Below are 20687 nucleotides of genomic sequence, written 5' to 3' on the forward strand. Positions count from 1 at the left end.
CAAGGAGACGGCAGCGGGCCCGTGACACTCACGCCCGCCAGCCGCCCACGACGATGATTCCCATCCCCACCAGCGAGACCGCCGCTCCGACGAGATCCCACGACGTGAGACGAACACCGTCGACCTTCCACAGCCATAACAACGCAACGGCGATATACACCCCGCCGTAAGCGGCATAGACGCGGCCCGCTGCGGCGGGGTGTAGCGAGAGGAGCCACGCGAACAATGCGAGACTCACTGCGGCGGGCACGAGCAACCAGGCCGAGGCGCCTTTCTTGAGCCAGAGATACGGCAAGTAACAACCGACGATCTCCGCGACGGCAGTGAGCACGAAGAGCAGAAAGGTCTTGGCGATCAGCATGAGCAACCGCCCTCGGCACGAGCAGTCGTCGGATCGGATTTCATCGAGCGCCTCGTCTTGAAGTGCGACCGCTACGGCAACGCATAGCCCACGGTGGATTGCGCAATCGGCTGCTCTTCCGACTCCTGCCACAATCGCACGTCGATCGTGGCCAGGCGCCTGCCGAGTTTGATCAACCGGGCATCGGCAACGATCGTTTGCCAGCGACACGCGCGCAGGAAGGCGACGTTCATCGAGTGTGTCACCGCCATGGCGACCGGGCCGATGTGAGCAAGCACGACCGCATAAGCTGCAACGTCGATCAACGCCATGAGCGCGGGGCCGGACACGATGTTGCCGGGCCGCGCCATCTCGGGGAGAGGCTGCAACGTGAGCTGCACGTGATTGGGCTTCACGAACGCCACTTCGCCCAAGGCGGGACGCGCAGCGGCGGGGAATGCACCGTCGAGGAAGGCGGCGAGCCCGTCTCGATCGAAGAGTAGTTTGTGCTCGGTCATGCGCTACGCATACCCACTTCGCGGATACATTTGAGCCGGACTTTACTATAAAACCGCAACCGTCCCCGGTACGCTTTCCTCATCCACCCAGCCTCAGTGCCCGGTCAGGAGTTGTCATGCGTCTTGCTTCGAAGTATGTAGCCGCGTTGACGGCGTGCGCCGCGCTGACAGTGACGATGGCATTCGCCGCCCAGGACAAATACTCAGTGAAGGTGCCCGGCGGGCTCGCGTTCTCCGAGTTCAAGGGCTATGAAAGCTGGGAGCTGATCTCCGTCAGTCACAACGGCGGCCACCTCGCGGCCATCCTCGGCAATCCGGCGATGATCGATGCCTACAAGGCCGGCATCCCGGCGAACGGCAAGCCGTTTCCCGATGGCGCCAGGATGGCGAAGGTTCATTGGGACGCCGTCAAGAAAGAAGCTTTCCCAGGCCAGCCCTGGGCACCGGGCAAACAGGCCGATGTCGATTTCATGGTGAAGGACAGCAAGCGGTTCGCGGACAGTGGCGGCTGGGGATACGGCGCGTTCAAGTACGACGCCGCCGCCGATACTTTCAAGCCCGCGACCACCGCCGACCAGCCACCGCAGGAGCACGATGCGAAATGCGGATTCGCCTGTCACACGATCGTGAAGAATCGCGATTTCGTGTTCACTGAGTATGGGCACCGGTGATCAGCCAGCGTACGCAACCCAGCCACGGAACGTGAAGCCGACATAAAACAAACTAACGTCCGTGAAGCCGCCCTCCCGCAGGATTGCTTCATCCTGTTCCGGCGAGAGAATCGGCAGCTGAGCTGCGATGGCAGTACGAGCCTTCTCTGCTTTGTCACGATCGACGCCGGAAGAAACCGCGAAGGATACATAGCGTGACATCCATAGTGCACGCTCAGCTTCACCTTGCGGGACGCTGAGATGAGCGACAACCAGCGGTGCGCCGGGTTTCAATCGACGCCGAATCTCCCGGACCGTGCGCAGTCGCTCCTCCGGCGGTACGAAGTGCAGAGTCAGCAAACAACTCGCTGCATCGAAGGGCCCTTCAGGTGCGACATCGATGTAACCTGGATGAAGACGCACACGTGACATGAGCGGCCCCAACGTCGCCTCGGCCAGCTTCAGCATTTCAGTCGACGGATCCACACCATCGAATTGCCAGCTCGGCTGACGTTCCGCAAACACTTTCAGCTCCAACCCGCCGCCGGCGCCCACTACCAACACTCGCGCATCCAGCGGAGCCCGCTCGGCGAGCAGCAGCGCCGTCATACGTTGCAGATCCGCGAAGCCGGGAACCAAACGCGGCGGGCCTTCAGCATATTGAGCCACGGCCTGTGGATCGGCAAAAGCGTCAGTGGGTTTGTTCATGGGATGGATGAGAACACGGCAAGCGGCGGGACGATAGAGGGACCAACTTGCCGGCCCCGCGCCGTACGAGTACTCTTCCCATCCTTCCATTCACCAACCCAGGAGAGGTCAACAGAATTATGACTGTGCGAAACGCGCTCTCCGCCGGGTTGATGCTGCACGCTCGCTAACCAGCGGGTTTGCGTTTGCCCCGGCGCTGTTACGACCGTTCCTTTGACGAGGAGCGGATGTCGTCGCGTTTTCTTGGGGTTTACGCATGTCCTCTTTCCATTCCCTGGCACGTCTGGGCTGGCGCCCGTTTCATTCTCAGCAACTCACTCTCGACGATCTGGACACCGCTCATCCCGCGCGCGTAAGCGGCGTGCATCGAAGCGGCCTCGTTGTCATTTCCGAGCAGGGAACGGCAACGGTCACCGTCCCGGCTCGTCTACTGGAAGCGTTGGAGTTACCCATCACGGTCGGTGACTGGGTGCTCGTGGAGCACGCGGTACCGCGTGTGCAACGAGTGCTCACACCCTATTCCGTGATCAAACGTCACGCGGCGGGCACGGATCATCGAGTACAGACCATCGCAGCGAATCTCGACACGCTGTTCGTAGTCACGTCATGCAATGACGACTTCAATTCATCGCGCCTGGAGCGATATCTGGCCGTGGCGTTCGAAGCGCAGGTCGAACCGGTGATCGTGATCACCAAGGCCGACCAATGCGACAGCGCGCAGACCTTCATCGACGAAGCGACCGCATTGGGCACGACGGCAGCGGTCATCGCAGTCAATGCGACCGAAGCGACGGCAGCGATAGCGCTACAACCCTGGCTCCAGCCTGGCCAAACGGTGGCATTCGTCGGCTCCTCCGGTGTCGGCAAGTCCACGCTGGTCAATACACTCACCGGCAACTCACAACAGGCGACAGGCGGGATTCGCGAGCACGACAGCAAAGGCCGCCACACGACAACGTCGCGAGAAATGTTTGCTCTCGACTGCGGCGCGTGGGTCATCGATACGCCGGGCATGCGTGAACTGAAGATCGGTGCCGTCGAGTCCGGTTTGCGTACGGTGTTCGACACCATCGAGACCCTGGCAACCCAATGTCGCTTCCGCGACTGCAAGCACGAAGCAGAGGCGGGCTGCGCCGTGCTCGCCGCCATCGCGGCGGGCCAACTCGATCCAAGAAGACTCACGAGTTATCGGAAGCTGCAACGCGAAGCGGCACTGGCGGAAATGACGACTCGCGAGCGCCGTGCCCGCGACCGCAGCTTCGGCCGGATGGCCTCATCGGCACTGAAAGTGAAACAGAAATACAAGCGCTGACGTGCCTGACGATTACCGACACCAACCCCAACAATGCCCCTTCACCGGAGGGTCCGGAACCCGCCGCCCGGCGGCGGGTTACATACCAGTCCAAGCACAAAGGTAAGTGCCCATGATCGATCAACAGCAGGCGCTGGAGTTCAAGACTCGCTTGCGAGAACGGGCCGAACAGCTGCGCGACGAAGTGCGCCAGACGCGGGCCAAGTCGATTGAAGAGACTCCAAGCAACGTCGCCGAGCGCGCGCGGGATATCGAGGACGACTCATTCGCGGCGCTGGTCGTGGATACCAACCTGACGGAGATAGAGCGTGACGTCGATGAGCTGCGGATGATCGACTCGGCGCTGCAGCGAATCAGCGCGGGCACCTATGGAACCTGCATCGACTGCGGCAGGGAAATCCCATTGGCGCGATTGCAGGCAGAGCCAACGGCCGAGCGCGACGTGGAGTGTCAGGAGCTCTACGAGAAAACCCACGCGTCGGCGCGCACGCCGAGTCTGTGATCCGCGAGCGTCGAAGTTACTTCGACGCTCGATCCGGATATTTCTCCAGCACTCTCGCCACGATCTCGCGCGCTTCGTCGTCGTTCGGCTCGGCCTTGAGGAACGAGGCATCGAGCGAGCCGCTCCACACCTGCGCGTTCTTCGCCGCGTCGACGATATCGATGGTGAATGTGCCGGCCTGCTCGGCGCGTTTACCGATCGGCAAACTGATGCCGATGCCACCGCCCACACCTCCGGAACCGCCACCCACGCCGACACCGACGCCCGGCTTGTTCACCGGCCGCTCGTGAATATCGAGCACGTAGGTCACGCGACAATCGCCTTTCTCAGCGGCTTCGGTGTACCCCTTCTCTTTCAATCTCGCCATCACCTGACTCTTCACGCGCTGTTCGGCGAGCGAGGCGGGTTGCTGCGGAGTGGGCAGCCACTCGAATGACTGGCAATTCGGCAGGCCGCTCTCCGCCATATCGACGCGCACTTTCGACGGCGCCGTCGCCGTGCAACCGGCAAGCAACGTCGCGCCGAGCATCATGGAACAGGACAGAGCGGCGGTTCTCATAAGCAGCCTCAAGGATCGTACTCGTAATGCCACGGCTCGTAGGGTGATTGCAGCGGCCCGCGGAAGTTACTGCCCTCCAGCGCGGTCTGCAATTTCTTGGTCCAGCCCGGCGCATCCCAATTGCGCTTGACCGTGGCCGTCTCGGTAGCCGCCACGATGGCGGCGCCCTTCATGATCTGAAAATCGATGGCCCGCAGCTGCCCGTGTCGAGAAATCCCCGGGGCCGCGAGCGGCGCGGCCGTCGGGGGCCGCCAATCCGCCAGGAATCGTTTGAAACGCTCGACGTCGTCCGCTTGATCCACCGATTCATAGCCGGGCCTGGCGAGCTCGGTCAGGGCCTGTCTGTGCAGGGTTGCCGCCACTCGTCCAACGGAGTTGTTGGTATTGAAGCGTGAGATCTGCTGCTCGAGGCTGCGCGCCTCGGTATTGGCGTATAGCGTGTAACCGGGGTTCTGAGCTTCGAAGCGCCGACGGACGCGCTCGGTCTCGTCCATCAACGCACGATATTCCGGCGAGCGGGTGTGATCCTGGATCTCGGCCGTGGTCCAGCTCCAGCGCGAGCGCAGAGTGTCGCCGGCTCGAAGATAGGCTCGTGCGGCCAGCAAACGGCGCGGCGCGCCGTCGATCCGATTCAACGTGGCAGCCGTGCTCTCAGGCAGGCCCGCCGCGATCTGCTGCAGATATTTATCGAGCGCATCGTCCGTCGACGCGACCGACATCCGCAGCGGCGCGAGCAGCAAGGCGAGAATCGCGACGATGCCGATGCGCCTTGCCACTCACATCTCTCCGCGCCTCACGGCGACGGCGTCACCGTCGGGGGGGTCTCGACTTCCTTCTCGATGACGATGGAGCCCTTCAGCACCAGCGCGGCGATCGCGCCGATGGCGGCGAGCTGTGGCGCGAGCAGCGTGCCCACGACACCCAGCGTCAACGGAATATCGATCAATACGCGGCCCTCCTCGTTCTTGATGATCACGCGACGGACGTTGCCGGCGCGGATGATCTCCTTGATCTTGGACAGCAGCGTATCGCCGCTGAACTGAAATTCTTCTGAACGCGGCGGCTCGTTGCGGGTGGAATGCGTTTCGGTCATGGCAGTATTCCCTCCTTCAGGTTTCATCCGATCAGCTCCTTTAACTTGGTGTGGCCGGTGCGCGACATGGGCAACTTGGTGCCGTCCGACAGGATGGCCAGCCAGCTGTCCTTGCCGTACAGGTCGATCCGCGCCAGGCGTTCCACGTTCAGGATGAACGAGCGGTGGATACGCACGAAACGCGTGGCATCCAGCTGAGTTTCCAGGTCGCTCATGGTTTGTTGCTTGCGCAGCCGTTTGCCGGCGGCGGCGAACGACAGATAATCGTCCTGGGCTTCGATGTAATCGATACGTTCCAGAGGCAGCACGTGCACGCGGCCCTCGTGACGAATGAGGATGCGCTCCAGCGTACGCCCGGGCGGACGGGCCGACGCCGACAATTGCTCCGGCGAGGGCGCGGGCGTCTTGTTTCTCAACCGCTCGGCGGCACGCTCGACGGCGGCCGCCAGGCGCGGCGGCTCCACCGGCTTCAACAGATAATCGACTGCGTGCACCTCGAAGGCGCGCAATGCGAACTCGTCGAAGGCCGTGGTAAAGATGACCGCCGGCGCGCGCTCGCCCAGCAACTCCAGCACTTCGAAGCCGGACAGCTTGGGCATCTGGATGTCCAGAAACATCAGATCGGGAACCAACTCCTCGGCCAGCTTCACCGCCTCGAAACCGTTCGCCGCCTGACCGACGACTTCGATCTCGGCCAGCTTGCTCAAATGCTCGGCCATGATGGAGCGGGCCAGGGTTTCATCGTCGACGATCAGGACACGCACTGGGGCTTCCTCTAAGACGTTGCATGAGTGCTGACGGCCGGCAGCAGAATCGATACCCGGAACGCGGTCTCGCTGGCGTCGACATCGACGCTGGCACGATGACCGCACAATGTTTCCACGCGCGAGCGCACGTTGACCAGGCCGACGCCGGTGCTGCGCGAAGGCGGCCGATCGGGATCGCAGGGATTGCTGACCACCAGCTCCAGGAATCCTTCCCGCCGATGCGCATGCACGCAGACCTCACCGCCTTCGAGCATGTGCGCAACGCCGTGGTGAACCGCGTTCTCCACCAGAGGTTGCAACATCAGCGGCGGCACTGCCACTTCCTTCACGTCATCGGCGATATCGAAACTGGCACGCAATCGATCGCCGAAGCGCACCTTCTCGATGGCCAGAAAAGTTTCGGCCAGCGACACTTCCTCGGCCAGCGGAATCGCCTGCTGACGCGCCAGGGTCAGGCTCTTGCGAAAGAACGTCGCCATCAGAAAACACATCTGCCGCGCGGCTTGCGTGTCGTTGCCGATCAGCGCCGCCACCGAATTCAAGCTGTTGAACAGAAAGTGTGGATCGAGCTGGGCTCGTAGCGATTTCAGCTCCGCCTCGCGCGCCAGCACCTGCAGCTCCAGTGCACGGCGCTCTGCGTTTCGCGAACGTTGAAATGCGCCAGCGAGATAGTGCCCGAGCACCGCGAGCGATATGCCGATCGCGCCCGCAAAAATCAGCAATGGCAGCAGCCCCGCCGCCGACTCCGGATACACCTCGCCGTCCGGCACCAGCCACATCGCCCAGCCATAAGCGATCGCGAGCCACACGATCAGCGACACCAGCCCGGCGATCGACCACGTCGTGACCATGCGAGCCACCGGTGTGTCGTCCGGCGGCATCGCCTGCACGACATACCAGAACGACAACGACTGCAATCCCAGCGCCACCGCCACCGGCACCGCGAACTCCAGCGACCAGTCGACAGGCGCATTGCCGCCGAACACGAACACCACGGTCAACAACAGGCCGAATACCACCCACACGCCGAGATACAGCAGCAGGCGAGCGCGGTGTTTGAAGATCGGATGCATTAATTCTTGATCTCGACGCCGGCCATCACGACCATGCCTTTGACGACCAGATGTTTGGTCGGCACGACCGTGGTGGGACGTCGCTTGTCGATGAAGCCGGCCAGCAACGTCGTCACTTCACTGGTCACGGTCCAGTCCGGCGGCACGTAGATTTCCACGCCGCCCCAGAAGGCGAAGATCTCGATCACCGCGCTGTCGCCTTCCATGCGCGCGCTGGTCAGATCCAGTTTGATACCGCCCATGATGGCGCTCAGATCCGCGCCACGAAATGGCCGCGAGACCGGCCGCAACTCATGTCCCGACAGCATCGCGAACGAACGGACGAATTCGGCGGTGTCGCCGGCGTGAGCGCTGCCGAAGCTGGCGCCTCCGGTAAAGCCCTGGCTCGTGCCGGTGTTGGCGCCGCCGGTGTTGGTGGTGGTGCCGTTGGCATTTGGCGGTGTGATCGTGGAGGAGCTGGGCCCGCTCGGGGGACCGCTCAGCGAACGAAACACCAGCACGCCACCGACAAATAACAGGATGCCCGGCAATATCAGCTGTCCGAGGCTCACATCGATCCAGCCGATCTTGTCGAGGAAGATCCAGATACCGACCGTGACCAGCACCCAGCCCCAGCCGCGACTGCGTCGGTGTTGAGGATGACGAATCATCGCGACGCCGACGGCGACCAGCGCCAGCGGCCACAGGCTGCGCAATACATGTCGCGCTTCGAACCAACCGAGGTTGTCGGCGAGCAGGGTGCCGCCGAGCAGAATGATCAGGACTCCGACGATCAGCCGCGTCGAGAACATTTCGTGGCGGCTGTGCTGCTGATTCAGCGTGCGGCGCGCATGCAGCGGCCAGTCCTGATCCTGATTGCGAGTCGGATCCCGATTGGGATCGAACCCATCGTCTCCGGGCAGCTGGGTCATGACACACCGTTACCCGACGACGGGGGCAGCCGATCGTCATGCCGATGCAGGATGAAGCCCAGGCCCGCGGCGATCACGAACACCGGCCAGGCACCGCCCCATCCCAAGCCCCACCAGTTATTGATGCTGGTCAGGAAGTACACACCCGTCGCCACCATCCATACGCCGCCAACGCGGTCCATATGCCGCGTCGGTACGATCAGACCAAATGCGCCGATAGCGACCAGCGCCCACGGCACCACCTGCCACCACCCCACCGGCAGCCCGTAGCCCAGGTTGACTGCCAGCAGCAGCCCACCCAGCACGAGCAGGACAATGCCCACCACCAGCCGGGAGCGGCGCGGCCGGTGCTGTGCGGATAAATCGCTCATCGAATGACTCCAGCCGTCAGCCCCGTGGCGCAGGGCCCAGAACGGACCTCGGCTATGCACACAGCTTACTGACGGACTAACGACCATGGCCTCCGAAACTAAGGGCTGCCGGACGGCCTTACCAGCAACTACCGGTAAACGGCGGATCTGTGCCGGTAAGGTGAGCACGGATGTCTTCTCGTGGCGACTTAACGTCGCCGCGAGCCATGCGAACGCCGGTACCCGGATGTACCGGCCGTCACCGCTCCAGGGAGGGCTGGTACAGCGGTCGTCGAGCATTGTTAAGATTCCGTCCCATGAAACGCACCTCAAGGAACAGCTGGACCCGGCCGTGGCCCCTGCTGGTGTTGCTGCTCTCGGCATGCGCCAGCTCGCCGCCCCAACCGGGCGCCCCCACCGTCAAGCCCGCGGCCGAAGGGTCGGACGCGTATCAAATGGCCGGGGCCGCCCTGGCTCTCTGGGGCACCAACGCCACGGCCAACGGGTCGCAGGCGCTGTCGCAGATTCAGAAAGCGGCGCAGGCGGCTCCGGACCGCCCGGAGATCCTGTGGCTGCATTTGCGACTCTGCATGGAAGTCGCGGGCTGCGAGCCCGAGCCCATCGAAGCGCGCTTGCGCAAGCTCGACCCGAGCAGTGGGACCGCGTGGCTCGGCGCCCTCTCCCGCGCCCAAGCGCGACGCGACGCTCGGGCTGAAGCGCAGATTCTGGACATGATGGCCAAGGCCGCGCACTTCAATGTTTACTGGACGACGCTGGTCGCGAAACTCGCGCCTCCGCTCAGCAAGACGCCCGTCGGCACCGCGGTCGCACAGCCCGCGCCGACCCCGCTGACCAACGCGATGAATGCCACGATCGACTGGATGTCGACGCTCGCGATCCCCGCGTTTCGTCCCGTGTCGCTTGCTTGCAATGACGAGCATGTACGCGATCCGGAAACGCGCGTGCGTTGTCAGCAGGTGGCTCAAGCGCTGGAGCGAAGCGATACCACGCTGGTCGAAGGCCTCGGCCTCGGTATCGACCAGCGGCTCGCGGTCCCGAATTCAGCGGCTGCGATGCAGGTGACGGAAAAGATTCAGACGCTGCGACATCAGAACCAGGTGGCCGGCACGGTGGTGGCGGCGCAGGTGGAGAAGGACAAGTTCGCCGAACAGATGATCAAGCTGATGGAGCAGCTGAAAAAAGAACAGGACGTGTCGCGCGCGATTCTGCGGTGGGCGGGTCAGCCGCTCACGCCCTGACGTCGTCGGCGGCGTTTTATGCCGCCGCGGCCTGCTTCTGTTCCGGCTCGCCCAGCGCTTTGGCGAGGTCGCCGAGAAGCGCGGCGAGTTCGCCGGTCATCAGCGTGAAATCGATATCGAATTGCTCGCCGGGGTTCGCCGACTCGCCTTCCGCGGGCGTGTCCTTGTCCATCAGCAGGAACTCGACTTTCTTCACGTGCAGCTTCTCGTTCAACACGAACGAGACCCGATCTTTCCAAGTCAGACCGAGGCGGGTCGCGAACATGCCGCCGGAGAGCTGCGCGCGGATTTCCTTGCCATCGAGCGGATGGCGCACGTAACGAATCACCGGCTTGCTTTGATCGGCCGCCTGCAATTCGCAATCGTCATCGATGGTGAAGGTGACCGGCGCATCGCCCAGCGCCAGCCAGGCCGTCATCGAGGACGACGGCGAGCGCTCGGTCTCGAGCAACACCACCTGCAAGCTGCCCAGCGTATCGCGCAACGTCTCGACCAGCTCTTCAGCCTTGCCTTCGCTGGACGCATTGACGACCAGCCAGCCGTGCTCAGGATCGATCCACGCATGCGTGATGCGTTTGCGGGTCAACGCGCGACCGCGCAGCTCCTCGGTAACGCGCATCTTCAGCTCACGCATCTGACGGCGGCCGACGGGATAGCCCTGCTCCTTGGCGATTTCCTTGGCGCGATCGGTGGCCACCTGACGGATGATGGAGCCGGGCAATAATTTCTGATCCACGCCGAGCGCGATCAGGTGCTGGCCATTGACCGTATGGACGTAGCGCTCCAGGTCGCTGGAGAACACCCAACCCTTGCTCTGCATGTCGAAGCTGCCGCACGGCATGAGCGAGCGCGCGGCCAGCTTCTCCTCCAGCTCAGTCGCGGAAACAGAGAAGTCGTCGGGCAGGCGATAGACGATGAGATTCTTGAACCACATGGGCGGGCGCCGGCGCAAAACGGCGGAGTATACGTGGCGCGGGCCGTCCGACCAGTCCTTGATTTTCAGGAAAATCTTCTACCCCGATCCTCAGGCCCGCCGGGCGCGAGTAGCGGCGGCTATCACGTTCAATCAGAACGGAATCGCCGAATTCGTGGGTGCGATAGCCGGCGCTCTCCAGGGCGTCATCCGCGCGGCGGAGCGTGGATTTGTCGGCGAAGGACTGCAGCAACTCGTAGTGGCTGGTGCCGGGCTCGTGCGTGCCGGACAGGATCACGTCCACCACGCGCAGCGGCGTCTCCGCCCCGATCCGGATATTCGCCACGCTCTCACCAGCCGCGACCGAGCCGAACGTCGCGGCGCTGTGCTCCAGTGCCCGGACGACGGTCGTGCCAATCGCGACGATCCGCCGCCCCTCGCACAGCGCAGCCGCGATTGCCTCCTCGGTGGCGACCGGAATGCGATACGGCTCATCGAACGGCAGCAACCGATCCAGCTCCGGATCGCCCGTCGAAGAAATGCCCGCCGCGTGCGTAAGGGTCGCGAACTGGATGCCTCGTGCTTCGAAGTCCGTCAGCATTTGCCAGTCCAGCGCGAAACCGGCGGACGGCGGCTCATAGGCGACGGGCGTCGCGGCGATCGACGTCCAGATATCCCACAACGCCAGCGGCTCCTTCATATGTGCGTATTGAATGGGACGACCCTGCGTCGCCAGGCCGCGCCACAGCTCATTCACCTCTGCCTCGAAGCGCACAGCCAGCAGTCGCGGATGATCGAGAACGCGTTCGACACGCGCGCTCAACGAGCCCAGCTCGAGCTCGTCGCCCGCTTCGAAGACCGGCGACGCCGGCCGATCTTCGGTCCGAGTGCGATAGTCGCCGGGACCGAATGCCACAGCGATGAATCGCTGCACATCTCGATGAGCGAGCGACGGCTTGCCGGCGAGCCTCACTTCGATGTTTCGCCCCGTGCGCCTGTGGATGCCATGCAGGCTCGCGGGCAACGTGGCGGCATCGTTCGCAATCACCAGATCGCCTGGCCGCAGAAACTCCACCAACTGCGCACGCGGCGCGTGACGGATCGCACCGTGCTCGTCGACATGTAACAAGCGTGCAGTCGGTGGACGTTGAGTGGGACGATCGGCTGGAATCATGAGGCATACCTGCGGAAGCTCGGATCAGTCGACTCTTCCAACCCCGGCAAGTTATCTACTGATTGAAACGCTCCATCAATCGAAGCTGCCGGCGGCGAGAAGTTGGATTTGCGGGATAGTTCCACCGGGCGCGCCGGCAGCAAGTCACAAATGGTTTCCGCAAGCTCGTACGCGGACTGCGCTGGCGGCTTGAGCGTCGATGGATCGGCGTCGGGCAAGGCAGCAGCATGCATCGGCGTATCCATGTCACCCGGATCGAGCGCGATGAATCGGACGCCTTGGGCGGACAGCTCTTCGTTCCAGACGCGAGTCATGTGCGCCAATGCAGCTTTGCTCGCGCCATAAGCGCCCCACTGCGGATACGCGTTGACCGCCGCATCGCTGGAAATGTTCAACACCAGCGAACCCTTGCCATCGCGTGCCGAAGCCGCCAATGAGCCGAGCAGCGCTTTGGTCAATCGGAATGGGCCAAGCACGTTCGTGACCAATGCACGCTCGAAATCCTCGCATTGAGTGTCACCAAGCACCGCCAGCGGCACCGGGCCAAGATCGGACGCGTTGTTGATGAGCACGTCGAGGCCACCGAGCCGGCCGGCGACTTGGAGCGCGATACGGTGAATATCGTGCTTGTTTGAAACATCGCCGACGATGCCATGCGCGGATTCGTCCGCCGCCACAGCGGTGACACGCGCTGGAGTGCGAGCGATCAGCGCAACCTGTGCGCCGCGCTTCGTCAACTCTCTCACCAGCGCAAGGCCAAGGCCGGAAGTGCCTCCCGTGATCGCGACTCGCACGCCATGCAACTGACGTGGAGTTTCGGACTGTCGTTGAGTTTGCATAGGGTCTCCTTCGATGACAGCATCATAGGGACCCGCCGCGCTCAGCCAATGTCAGTGTCCAATATATTGGCAAAGAGTCGCGACGGCAGACACGCACGTCGACTTAGCGCCACCTCGGGTACATGGATGTACCCCGCGCCGCCACAGGCGGCGGCGAGGGTCGGCAGGGCTCGGCGGTGCGTTCCAGCGAAGCGCTGCTTCGCTCCGCCGAGCGGGTGGCCGTGGATGGACACCCTGGGCTTACGCGGAGCAGGATTGCGCAGCGTAATGCCCGATCCCGAGTAATGAATATGGATAAGCCCGAACTCGTCGCCGAGCATCTCGCTCGCAACCTGGTCGCCTTTCGTCAGGTACGCAATCTCACGCAGGGCGCGCTGGCGAAGAGCGCGGACGTGCCGCGTTCGACCATTGCCAATCTGGAATCGAGCAACGGTAATCCGTCGCTCACGGTGCTGGTGAAGGTTGCCAATGCATTGGACGTGCCGCTCGACGAGTTGCTCGCCTCACCGCGCGCGAAGGTTCGGAAGTGGTCGCGTGATGAGCTGGCGTCGCAGAGCGCAGGACGCGGCCTCACGATCCGGTCGCTGATTCCGGAGCGAGTACCGGATGAGGTGCTCAACGTGATGGACTTCGCGCCCGGCGCATCGATGCGCGGCTCGCCGCATCTGCCAGGAACGCGTGAGTTCTTTACGTGCCTGTCGGGAACCGTAACCATCTTCGTCGCCGGCGACCGCTTCGATCTGGTCGCCGGCGACGTGCTGGCCTTTCCGGGCAACGTCGCACATTCGTACCGAAATACTGACGCGAACAAGATCGCGCAGGGCGTGTCGGCCGTGCTGCTCGCGAGAGCGGGCGTATGAGCCCAAATCACGCGGTGGCCACGCCGCTGCCGGACGGCGCGGCGGCATAAAGGTTGCTGCCGCAAGCGTCACGGCATCGCGCGGTGCTCGTGAAAAAGAAAAAATTAAAATTTAACTTTCTGAGGAAGCGGCCGCGCCAGCGGCCGATGCCTCACGCGTCAGCGACTTTCAGCACCAGCTTGCCGAAATTCTCGCCATTGAACAGTTTCAGCAGCGTTTCAGGGAATGTTTCCAAGCCATCGACGACATCCTCACGCGTCTTGAGCTGGCCGCTCTTCAGCCAGCCCGCCATCTCCCGCCCCGCCTCCGCATACCGGTCGGCGTAGTCGAACACGACCATGCCGGTCATGCTGGCACGATTGACCAGCAGCGACATGTAGTTGGACGGCCCTTTCATCCCGGTCGTGCTGTTGTACTGTGAGATCGCGCCACAGATGACGATGCGCGCCTTGCGCGCCAGCTGAGTGAGCACGATGTCCAGAATATCGCCGCCGACGTTGTCGAAATAAACATCGACGCCCTTCGGACAATGCTGGCGCAGCGCCTTCTTCACATCCTCGGATTTGTAATCGATGGCCGCATCGAAGCCGAGCGTCTGCGTGAGGTAATCGCACTTCTGCTTGCCACCCGCGATGCCGACGACCCGACACCCTTTGATCTTGGCGATCTGTCCAACGACCGTACCGACCGCGCCCGCCGCGCCTGAAACAACGACCGTCTCACCCGGCTGCGGCTTGCCGATATCGAGCAGGCCGAAATAAGCCGTCATGCCCGGCATGCCGAGCGTGCTGAGATGCACCGGCAGCGGCGCGATGGAGGGATCGACTTTGCTCAGCCCCTTGCCATCGAGCGTCGCGTACTCCTGGACGCCCAGCGCGCCATATACCAAATCGCCGGCGCTGAACTTGGGATGATTGGACTCGACGACTTTACCGATACCGCCGGCCCGCATGACTTCACCGAGGGCCACCGGAGGAACGTAGGACTTGCCCTCGTTCATCCAGCCACGCATCGCGGGATCGAGCGACAGATATAACGTCTTGACCAGCACTTCGTCGTTAGCTGGGGCTCTGGCCGGTGCCTCGACGTAATTGAAGTCGGTGCGCTTGACCGCGCCAACCGGCCTTGCTGCCAGACGGAACTGATGATTGCGGAGAGTCATGCTGCCTCCATCGTTGGTGGCGGCAAGCATAAGGGATGCGGCCGCTAAAGCCGACTTATTGCTCCGCGTTGTCTTCGTCGTCGTCGCCGTTGTCGTCGCTGTCCTCATCGCCGCAATCCGCGCCAAGCCAGCGGCCCTTGATCGTGCCTTTGATCACGAATGCGTCCGGCCCGTCGCCCGCCTTCAGGTCGAGCGTACCGTTCATGGTTTCCGGCGTCGGCGTATTCACCTTGAACGTACCCGAGCCCGAGGTCTTGCCCGTACACACCATGCGGATTTCCTGCGAGGTGCGCGTGGTGCGGACGATGGTCTGTTTGCAATCCTCGGAATTGGCGGATTGGAACGGCTTGTCCAGATCGGCCTGCGTGATGCACTCACTGCTGGTTTCCGGTTCCGGCTCTTCTTTGGAGGCCGCCTTCAGATCGGCAATCATTTTGGCGCGCGCCTGCGGCGTCATCTTGTCCAGCACTTCCTTGGGCAGCGGCGGCACGCCGCTGAAGCGCATGATGGAGGTCATTTCCCACAAGCCGAGCTTGACGTTGAGGCGCTCGGGAGCCGCCGCACCTGTGCTCAAGGCCGTCAGGGTCAGCGCCGCTACCGCAGTCGTTTTCAGGATGTTCATGGCAGTCTCAGGTTAAGGAACGGGGTGCGCTCTCGCAGCGTTTTGCGCTTACTGCGCGATTTTTCACCGCCGAGGTGTGATGTGGCAACTCGCAAGCTTTCACGTTATCGCGCCAGGCGCGACTTCACTCAGACCGCCGAGCCCAGCGGCCGGCAAAAAGTGGACAAGTCGCCGGAATTGCGTTTCGTGATCCAAAAACACGCCGCAACCCGCTTGCACTTCGATCTGCGTCTGGAGCTCGGCGGCGTCTTCAAGTCCTGGGCAGTCACCCGCGGCCCGTCGCTCGACCCGAACGACAAACGACTGGCCGTGGAAGTGGAAGATCACCCGCTCGATTACGGCGACTTTGAAGGCACCATCCCGAAAGGCCAATACGGCGGAGGTACAGTACAACTCTGGGATCGCGGCTTCTGGCGCCCCGAAGGAGAGCTGTCCGCCGAGGCTCAATTGAAAAAAGGCGAATTGAAATTTCAAGTCGCGGGCGAGCGTTTGCAAGGCAGCTTCGTGCTGGTACGCATGAAGGGCGATCGTTACGGCGGCAAGCGCACCAACTGGCTGCTGATCAAACATCGCGACGCTTACGCAACCAATGCGAAGGGTGTCGAAGCAATGATGAGCGAGGATCGCTCCGTGGCATCGGGCCGGCCGATGGCAGCGATCGCTGGCGGCAAGGGCCGCGCGCCTCAGCCTTTCATGATGAGTGGCAAGACCGCCAAGGCCAATGCGGTGTGGAATTCGAATCGCGAACCCGTCGAGGAGCAAACGCCCGTGCCCAAGCAGACTGCGCGTCGAAAGAAGGCCCCCGGCAAACGCGCGCGCATCCCTGCGTTCATCGAGCCGGAGCTGTGCAAGCCGGTCGACCGCCCACCTGGCGGCGCGGGCTGGGGCCACGAAGTGAAATTCGACGGCTATCGCCTGCAGCTGCGCATCGCGAATGGCGACGTCACCTTGAAGACTCGCAAAGGCCTGGACTGGACGCCGAAGTTTCAAGCCATCGCCGACGCCGCCGCGGAGTTTCCCAATGCCATCATCGACGGCGAAGTCGCCGCGCTCGACAAAAACGGCTCGCCGGATTTCGCGGCTCTGCAGGCCGCGCTCTCCGAAGATCGCACCGACGATCTGATCTTCTTCGCATTCGATTTCATGTACAGCGACGACGGCGATCTGCGCCGGTTGTCCTTGCGCGATCGCAAGGCTGCGCTGAAAGAGTACTTGGGCGAGCAAGGTCAGAACGCGAGCTCGCTGATCCGCTACGTCGATCATTTCGAGACCGCGGGCGACGCGGTGTTGCAATCGGCCTGTCGCATGAATCTCGAAGGCATCATCTCCAAGCGACTCGACGCCCCGTATCGCGCCGGCCGCATCGGCGACTGGACCAAGGCGAAGTGCCGCGCCGGACAGGAAGTCGTGATTGGCGGCTGGACTCAAACGGGCTCGGCGTTCCGCTCGCTGCTGGTCGGTGTGAATCGCGGCGGTCATCTGATTCATGTCGGCCGGGTCGGCACCGGCTTCGGCGGCGACAAAGTTGCTCAGCTGTGGCCGAAACTGAAGAAGTTGGCAACGGACGAGAATCCTTTCGGGGGCAAGACAGCGCCGCGCAAGAAGCCGGAGATTCATTGGGTGAAACCCAAGCTGGTCGCCGAGATCGAATTCGCCGGCTGGACGGGCGGAGGGAATATTCGTCAGGCCGCTTTCAAAGGACTGCGCACCGATAAGCCTGCCAGTGAGATCGTCGCGGAGCGGCCGGCCGAGGCGGAACAGGTCGAGGTCGCCGAGCCTGCGCCTCAGGCTGCTCGCGGCAAGGCGAAGACTGCTTCGCGAGCCAAGGCTGCGAAGAAGAAACATTCGTCCGTGGTGAAGGCGAGCGCGGGCTCGAACGTCGTCATGGGGGTGCCGATCTCGAGCGCGGACAAGCCGCTGTGGCCGCACGCGAATGACAAAACCCCGGTCACCAAGATTGAGCTGGCTCGTTACTACGAGTCCATGGGTGAGTTGATCCTGCCGCACATCAAGGGCCGGCCTTGCTCGCTGATCCGCGCGCCGGATGGCATCGGCGGGCAACAATTCTTCCAGCGTCACGCCATGCAAGGCACGTCGAATCTGCTTTCGACTGTGAAGGTATTCGGCGATCACAAGCCGTATCTGCAGATCGATCGGATCGAGGCGCTGGCGGCAATCGCCCAGTCCGCGGGCATCGAGCTGCATCCCTGGAACTGTCAGCCCGACAAACCGGAAACACCGGGCCGATTGGTGTTCGATCTCGATCCTGGACCGGACTTGGACTTCACCGACGTCATTGCCGCGGCGAAAGAGATCAAGGAGCGCTTGGAGGCGTTGGGTCTGGTCGCATTCTGCAAGACGACGGGCGGTAAAGGCCTGCACGTCGTCACGCCGCTGGCCGACTCGAAGAACAATCGTTTGAAATGGCCGGAGGCGAAGGCATTCGCGCAAGGTGTGTGCACGCGCATGGCCGAAGACAGCCCCGAGAAATATGTGGTGAACATGTCGAAGAAACTGCGCGGCGGAAAGATTTTCCTCGACTACCTGCGCAACGATCGCATGGCCACCGCCGTCGCTCCGTACTCACCTCGCGTTCGTGAAGGCGCCACGGTTTCCATGCCGGTGAACTGGTCGCAGGTCAAAGCCGGCCTCGATCCGATGCGCTACACGATTCGCACAGCAGCTGACTACGCTGGCAAGGCCACCGAATGGGAAGGTTATTGCGATGGCGAGCGGCCGCTGGAGGATGCGATCCGCAAGTTCGTTCAGGAAGGCTCGCCCACCAAGAAGCCGCGTCCCACGACGCGGCGTCGGAAGCACTCGAATCATTCACATGCGATGACTTAACATCGCTGCATGAGAAAACTCGTGAGCGCGTTGGCCGTCCTGTGCGGCGCATGGATTGCGATGCCGGCGCTCGCGGATATCGGCGACGATCTGAATCAGATCCGACGCAAAGGCTGTTCGAATCGACCCGGCGTTTCGCAGCCTCTGCGCGCGAGCAAGGGCCTGGATGCGGTTGCACGTGAGTGGTCGAAGGGCGGTCGGCTGCGTGACGCCCTGGGCCGCAGCGACTATCGAGCCACGAACTCCGCGTCGATGCAGATCTCGGGATCGAGCGATCGGAAGGTGATCGTCGATACTCTGAAAGCCAACTACTGCGACACGCTCACCGATGCGACATTCAAGGACATCGGTGTGTATCAGAAGGCAGATGCGGTGTGGATCGTCGTCGCGACGCCGTTTGTCACGCCGGCGGTGAAGGACGCATCGCAGGTCAGTAAGAAAGTTCTGGCGCTGGTGAATGCAGCCCGTGGCAAAGCACGCAAGTGTGGCGCCAAGGAATATCCAGCCGCTCCGCCGCTGACGTTGTCAGCCATGTTGAGCCGGGCAGCGCTGATTCACAGCCAGGACATGGCGAACAAGGACTTCTTCGAGCACCAAGGCTCGGATGGCAGCACGGTCGGTATTCGTACCGCGCGCGTTGGTTATCAGTGGCGCACGGTCGGAGAGAACATCGCGATCGGTGCACAGACGGCGGAGACTGTCGTGCAGGGATGGATCAACAGCCCGGGCCATTGCGTGAACATCATGACCCCAGGGTTTACGGAGATGGGCATCGCCTTTGTGGTGGATCGCAAGAGCGAGGCGGGCATCTATTGGACCCAGGTATTCGCGGCGCCCCGATGAAACGGAAGATCGTGTCGTTTCATCAGGACGAGGAGCAGCACTGGGTCGCCCGGCTCGAGTGCGGGCACAACCAGCACGTTCGTCACAATCCGCCGTGGACCAGCAGGCCGTGGGTTGTCACGCCGGAAGGAAGGCAGGCGGCGCTGGGGATGGAACTGGATTGCAAAAAGTGTGACGAGGGAAGGCCGCCGGATTGAACGAACGAGCGCCGAGACATTCCTCGACGCCCGCTCGGATCGTCACCAGACGTTTGTTACTTACGCGACGCGCTCATCGAACCGTTACCTTCCGCAGCCACTCCGCTGCGCGAGGCGGAGGCCGAACCGTTCGCATCGCCGGCCAGGTTCAATCCATGTGCTGGCTGGGAAGAGTCTTCGGTGGTCGAGGTCTTGGGCGTATCGAGCAGACCTTTGCTCGATGCGCCACCGTTGCCTGAGGCAGTTGCACCCAACAGGCCTGAAGCGCCACCCTCCTTGCTCGGCTGCGAGGCCGGCGCGGCGCCCTTCGTTGGCTCGGTGACACGCTGAGTCGCGTTAGAAACATTCGGCGCATCGCCACTCGTCAGCTTGGCCGGCGCGACGTTCGGCAATTCCGGCTGCGGCAACACACCGCTATTCGCCGCTGCATTACCCGCACCCTGCGCATTACCAGCGAGATTGACGCCATCGCGACTCACACTCGAAGTCGCGGAGCCGGCCATGTCGGCGGCCCCCTCGATCTGCACATCTTTCACACCATTCGCGGCAGCGGCGGCGGCAGTTGAAGTCGTTGCGGTCGCGGCCTGGCGAGTTTCGCTCACCTTGTCACGCGCCTGATCAACTGTCGTCGAGGCGCGATCACGCACGGCGCTCGTCGTGTTACGTGCGCGATTGGTCACGCGATCGGTTGTATCGCGAGTGGTTCGATGCAGAGAGCTCGCATCGAGATCCGCGCCGAGCGAACCGTTGAGCGTGCCGTGCGTGGCCATATTCATATCGCGCAACCCACCCCCCAGCCCGCCACCCAAACCACCACCGATCCCGCCCAGGACCTGAGCATTCACAGCGGCGCAATTGAACACAGCAGCCATCGCAACACCGATCAGCATGGAACGAGTTTTCATGGGTCTCTCCTGTCCGGCCGGCAGCCAATCTGCAGCCTTTGATAGGAGTACGAGGGGACTCTGCGATTTCTTCCGTCGCCCCGGAAATAAATGTGGTTTGACGTAATGAGGCTTTAACGCAGCCATTGTGGGCTATTGAACGCTCGCGGGGATTCGGAGGCGCCAGTGGTCCGGCGTCGCCAGGGTGGGGATCTCCTCCCCGGCACCGCGCACACGCCTGCGCACGCTTCGCTCCCGCTGTCGCGGGCGCCCTGCTGCACATTGCGGCCGCAACGCCGGTTCT

General features: G+C 62.8%; 24 protein-coding genes. 8 read left to right on the plus strand and 16 right to left on the minus strand.

Translation table 11 applies throughout. From position 1 onward, the window contains the following. Positions 1-28 precede the first annotated feature (28 nt). Positions 29-361 carry a YnfA family protein gene (locus EKO19_RS29850; RefSeq protein WP_129781073.1) on the minus strand — a complete coding sequence of 111 codons (333 nt, stop codon included), beginning with the start codon at positions 359-361 and terminating at the stop codon, positions 29-31. Positions 362-432: 71 nt separating this feature from the next. Next, positions 433-858: a PaaI family thioesterase gene (locus EKO19_RS29855; protein ID WP_129781074.1), complete on the minus strand. Its 426-nt coding sequence runs from the start codon at positions 856-858 to the stop codon at positions 433-435. A 116-nt stretch (positions 859-974) separates the two neighbouring features. On the opposite strand from EKO19_RS29855, the gene EKO19_RS29860 reads away from it, so the two are divergent. Further along, positions 975-1529 (plus strand): cytochrome P460 family protein, encoded by a 555-nt coding sequence (locus EKO19_RS29860; protein WP_129781075.1) that lies wholly within the window; start codon positions 975-977, stop codon positions 1527-1529. Here EKO19_RS29860 and EKO19_RS29865 read toward each other — a convergent pair whose 3' ends face one another. After that, positions 1530-2216 carry a class I SAM-dependent methyltransferase gene (locus EKO19_RS29865; RefSeq protein WP_129781076.1) on the minus strand — a complete coding sequence of 229 codons (687 nt, stop codon included), beginning with the start codon at positions 2214-2216 and terminating at the stop codon, positions 1530-1532. It lies immediately after the preceding gene. A gap of 256 nt (positions 2217-2472) precedes the next feature. Between EKO19_RS29865 and rsgA the strand changes: the two genes are divergently transcribed. Next, a complete protein-coding gene (rsgA, locus tag EKO19_RS29870) occupies positions 2473-3528 on the plus strand; it encodes a ribosome small subunit-dependent GTPase A (RefSeq protein ID WP_129781077.1) in 1056 nt (351 codons plus the stop codon). A 112-nt stretch (positions 3529-3640) separates the two neighbouring features. Next, complete coding sequence (locus EKO19_RS29875; protein WP_129781078.1) at positions 3641-4030, plus strand: TraR/DksA family transcriptional regulator; 390 nt, start codon at positions 3641-3643, stop codon at positions 4028-4030. A 16-nt stretch (positions 4031-4046) separates the two neighbouring features. Here the strand turns inward: EKO19_RS29875 and EKO19_RS29880 are convergent, their stop codons facing one another. From EKO19_RS29880 to EKO19_RS29910, 7 genes are read right to left on the minus strand one after another with little or no spacing between them, the layout of a single operon-like run. Next, a complete protein-coding gene (locus tag EKO19_RS29880; protein WP_129781079.1) occupies positions 4047-4589 on the minus strand; it encodes a DUF4136 domain-containing protein in 543 nt (180 codons plus the stop codon). Positions 4590-4597: 8 nt separating this feature from the next. Beyond that, the gene (locus EKO19_RS29885; RefSeq protein WP_129781080.1) at positions 4598-5365 is read right to left on the minus strand and encodes a hypothetical protein; all 768 of its coding nucleotides are present in this window, start codon (positions 5363-5365) and stop codon (positions 4598-4600) included. Between the two features lie 17 nt (positions 5366-5382). Continuing rightward, positions 5383-5682 (minus strand): DUF4342 domain-containing protein, encoded by a 300-nt coding sequence (locus EKO19_RS29890; RefSeq protein ID WP_129781081.1) that lies wholly within the window; start codon positions 5680-5682, stop codon positions 5383-5385. Between the two features lie 23 nt (positions 5683-5705). Beyond that, entirely contained in the window at positions 5706-6446 is a 741-nt protein-coding gene (locus EKO19_RS29895; protein ID WP_129781082.1) for a LytR/AlgR family response regulator transcription factor, read from the minus strand. 11 nt (positions 6447-6457) lie between these two features. Next, positions 6458-7522 carry a sensor histidine kinase gene (locus EKO19_RS29900; RefSeq protein ID WP_129781083.1) on the minus strand — a complete coding sequence of 355 codons (1065 nt, stop codon included), beginning with the start codon at positions 7520-7522 and terminating at the stop codon, positions 6458-6460. Then, positions 7522-8433: a LiaF transmembrane domain-containing protein gene (locus EKO19_RS29905; protein ID WP_129781084.1), complete on the minus strand. Its 912-nt coding sequence runs from the start codon at positions 8431-8433 to the stop codon at positions 7522-7524. Before EKO19_RS29905 ends, EKO19_RS29900 begins: the two co-directional genes overlap by 1 nt. Beyond that, positions 8430-8804 (minus strand): LiaF transmembrane domain-containing protein, encoded by a 375-nt coding sequence (locus tag EKO19_RS29910; RefSeq protein WP_129781085.1) that lies wholly within the window; start codon positions 8802-8804, stop codon positions 8430-8432. The genes EKO19_RS29905 and EKO19_RS29910 overlap by 4 nt, the downstream gene beginning before the upstream one ends. Positions 8805-9100: 296 nt before the next feature. Here EKO19_RS29910 and EKO19_RS29915 point away from each other — a divergent pair, with 296 nt between their 5' ends. Then, positions 9101-10042, plus strand: a complete 942-nt coding sequence (locus EKO19_RS29915; RefSeq protein ID WP_129781086.1) for a hypothetical protein — start codon at positions 9101-9103, stop codon at positions 10040-10042. A gap of 16 nt (positions 10043-10058) precedes the next feature. Here the strand turns inward: EKO19_RS29915 and EKO19_RS29920 are convergent, their stop codons facing one another. The 3 genes from EKO19_RS29920 to EKO19_RS29930 are packed head-to-tail and all read right to left on the minus strand — an operon-like array spanning position 10059 to position 12968. Next, on the minus strand, positions 10059-10976 hold the full coding sequence (locus tag EKO19_RS29920) for a recombination-associated protein RdgC (protein ID WP_129781087.1): 918 nt from the start codon (positions 10974-10976) through the stop codon (positions 10059-10061). Next, positions 10915-12129 (minus strand): S-adenosylmethionine:tRNA ribosyltransferase-isomerase, encoded by a 1215-nt coding sequence (locus EKO19_RS29925; RefSeq protein ID WP_129781088.1) that lies wholly within the window; start codon positions 12127-12129, stop codon positions 10915-10917. Before EKO19_RS29925 ends, EKO19_RS29920 begins: the two co-directional genes overlap by 62 nt. Then, the gene (locus tag EKO19_RS29930) at positions 12126-12968 is read right to left on the minus strand and encodes an SDR family NAD(P)-dependent oxidoreductase (RefSeq protein WP_129781089.1); all 843 of its coding nucleotides are present in this window, start codon (positions 12966-12968) and stop codon (positions 12126-12128) included. The genes EKO19_RS29925 and EKO19_RS29930 overlap by 4 nt, the downstream gene beginning before the upstream one ends. A gap of 290 nt (positions 12969-13258) precedes the next feature. Between EKO19_RS29930 and EKO19_RS29935 the strand changes: the two genes are divergently transcribed. Beyond that, entirely contained in the window at positions 13259-13828 is a 570-nt protein-coding gene (locus EKO19_RS29935; protein ID WP_129781090.1) for a helix-turn-helix domain-containing protein, read from the plus strand. A gap of 151 nt (positions 13829-13979) precedes the next feature. On the opposite strand, the gene EKO19_RS29940 is transcribed toward EKO19_RS29935, so the two are convergent. Next, entirely contained in the window at positions 13980-14990 is a 1011-nt protein-coding gene (locus EKO19_RS29940; protein ID WP_129781091.1) for an NADP-dependent oxidoreductase, read from the minus strand. Positions 14991-15045: 55 nt separating this feature from the next. Beyond that, positions 15046-15612 (minus strand): DUF3617 domain-containing protein, encoded by a 567-nt coding sequence (locus EKO19_RS29945; RefSeq protein ID WP_129781092.1) that lies wholly within the window; start codon positions 15610-15612, stop codon positions 15046-15048. Between the two features lie 81 nt (positions 15613-15693). Here EKO19_RS29945 and ligD point away from each other — a divergent pair, with 81 nt between their 5' ends. From ligD to EKO19_RS29960, 3 genes are read left to right on the plus strand one after another with little or no spacing between them, the layout of a single operon-like run. Further along, positions 15694-18459: a DNA ligase D gene (ligD, locus tag EKO19_RS29950; protein ID WP_129781093.1), complete on the plus strand. Its 2766-nt coding sequence runs from the start codon at positions 15694-15696 to the stop codon at positions 18457-18459. 9 nt (positions 18460-18468) lie between these two features. Next, positions 18469-19302 carry a CAP domain-containing protein gene (locus EKO19_RS29955; RefSeq protein ID WP_129781094.1) on the plus strand — a complete coding sequence of 278 codons (834 nt, stop codon included), beginning with the start codon at positions 18469-18471 and terminating at the stop codon, positions 19300-19302. Beyond that, positions 19299-19499 carry a DUF3565 domain-containing protein gene (locus tag EKO19_RS29960; protein ID WP_129781095.1) on the plus strand — a complete coding sequence of 67 codons (201 nt, stop codon included), beginning with the start codon at positions 19299-19301 and terminating at the stop codon, positions 19497-19499. The genes EKO19_RS29955 and EKO19_RS29960 overlap by 4 nt, the downstream gene beginning before the upstream one ends. Before the next feature lie 56 nt (positions 19500-19555). Here the strand turns inward: EKO19_RS29960 and EKO19_RS29965 are convergent, their stop codons facing one another. Then, positions 19556-20404 carry a hypothetical protein gene (locus EKO19_RS29965; protein WP_129781096.1) on the minus strand — a complete coding sequence of 283 codons (849 nt, stop codon included), beginning with the start codon at positions 20402-20404 and terminating at the stop codon, positions 19556-19558. Between the last annotated feature and the right edge of the window lie 283 nt (positions 20405-20687).

The sequence above is a fragment of the Peristeroidobacter soli genome, assembly GCF_004138485.1.
Taxonomy (GTDB): Bacteria; Pseudomonadota; Gammaproteobacteria; order Steroidobacterales; family Steroidobacteraceae; genus Steroidobacter; species Steroidobacter soli.

Excerpts from the sequence above, each read along its gene's own strand:
- EKO19_RS29850 (WP_129781073.1), bottom strand. The coding sequence starts at position 361 with ATGCTGATCGCCAAGACCTTTCTGCTCTTCGTGCTCACTGCCGTCGCG.
- EKO19_RS29855 (WP_129781074.1), bottom strand. The coding sequence starts at position 858 with ATGACCGAGCACAAACTACTCTTCGATCGAGACGGGCTCGCCGCCTTC.
- EKO19_RS29860 (WP_129781075.1), top strand. The coding sequence starts at position 975 with ATGCGTCTTGCTTCGAAGTATGTAGCCGCGTTGACGGCGTGCGCCGCG.
- EKO19_RS29865 (WP_129781076.1), bottom strand. The coding sequence starts at position 2,216 with ATGAACAAACCCACTGACGCTTTTGCCGATCCACAGGCCGTGGCTCAA.
- rsgA (WP_129781077.1), top strand. The coding sequence starts at position 2,473 with ATGTCCTCTTTCCATTCCCTGGCACGTCTGGGCTGGCGCCCGTTTCAT.
- EKO19_RS29875 (WP_129781078.1), top strand. The coding sequence starts at position 3,641 with ATGATCGATCAACAGCAGGCGCTGGAGTTCAAGACTCGCTTGCGAGAA.
- EKO19_RS29880 (WP_129781079.1), bottom strand. The coding sequence starts at position 4,589 with ATGAGAACCGCCGCTCTGTCCTGTTCCATGATGCTCGGCGCGACGTTG.
- EKO19_RS29890 (WP_129781081.1), bottom strand. The coding sequence starts at position 5,682 with ATGACCGAAACGCATTCCACCCGCAACGAGCCGCCGCGTTCAGAAGAA.
- EKO19_RS29900 (WP_129781083.1), bottom strand. The coding sequence starts at position 7,522 with ATGCATCCGATCTTCAAACACCGCGCTCGCCTGCTGCTGTATCTCGGC.
- EKO19_RS29905 (WP_129781084.1), bottom strand. The coding sequence starts at position 8,433 with ATGACCCAGCTGCCCGGAGACGATGGGTTCGATCCCAATCGGGATCCG.
- EKO19_RS29910 (WP_129781085.1), bottom strand. The coding sequence starts at position 8,804 with ATGAGCGATTTATCCGCACAGCACCGGCCGCGCCGCTCCCGGCTGGTG.
- EKO19_RS29915 (WP_129781086.1), top strand. The coding sequence starts at position 9,101 with ATGAAACGCACCTCAAGGAACAGCTGGACCCGGCCGTGGCCCCTGCTG.
- EKO19_RS29920 (WP_129781087.1), bottom strand. The coding sequence starts at position 10,976 with ATGTGGTTCAAGAATCTCATCGTCTATCGCCTGCCCGACGACTTCTCT.
- EKO19_RS29925 (WP_129781088.1), bottom strand. The coding sequence starts at position 12,129 with ATGATTCCAGCCGATCGTCCCACTCAACGTCCACCGACTGCACGCTTG.
- EKO19_RS29930 (WP_129781089.1), bottom strand. The coding sequence starts at position 12,968 with ATGCAAACTCAACGACAGTCCGAAACTCCACGTCAGTTGCATGGCGTG.
- EKO19_RS29935 (WP_129781090.1), top strand. The coding sequence starts at position 13,259 with ATGGATAAGCCCGAACTCGTCGCCGAGCATCTCGCTCGCAACCTGGTC.
- EKO19_RS29940 (WP_129781091.1), bottom strand. The coding sequence starts at position 14,990 with ATGACTCTCCGCAATCATCAGTTCCGTCTGGCAGCAAGGCCGGTTGGC.
- EKO19_RS29945 (WP_129781092.1), bottom strand. The coding sequence starts at position 15,612 with ATGAACATCCTGAAAACGACTGCGGTAGCGGCGCTGACCCTGACGGCC.
- EKO19_RS29955 (WP_129781094.1), top strand. The coding sequence starts at position 18,469 with ATGAGAAAACTCGTGAGCGCGTTGGCCGTCCTGTGCGGCGCATGGATT.
- EKO19_RS29960 (WP_129781095.1), top strand. The coding sequence starts at position 19,299 with ATGAAACGGAAGATCGTGTCGTTTCATCAGGACGAGGAGCAGCACTGG.
- EKO19_RS29965 (WP_129781096.1), bottom strand. The coding sequence starts at position 20,404 with ATGAAAACTCGTTCCATGCTGATCGGTGTTGCGATGGCTGCTGTGTTC.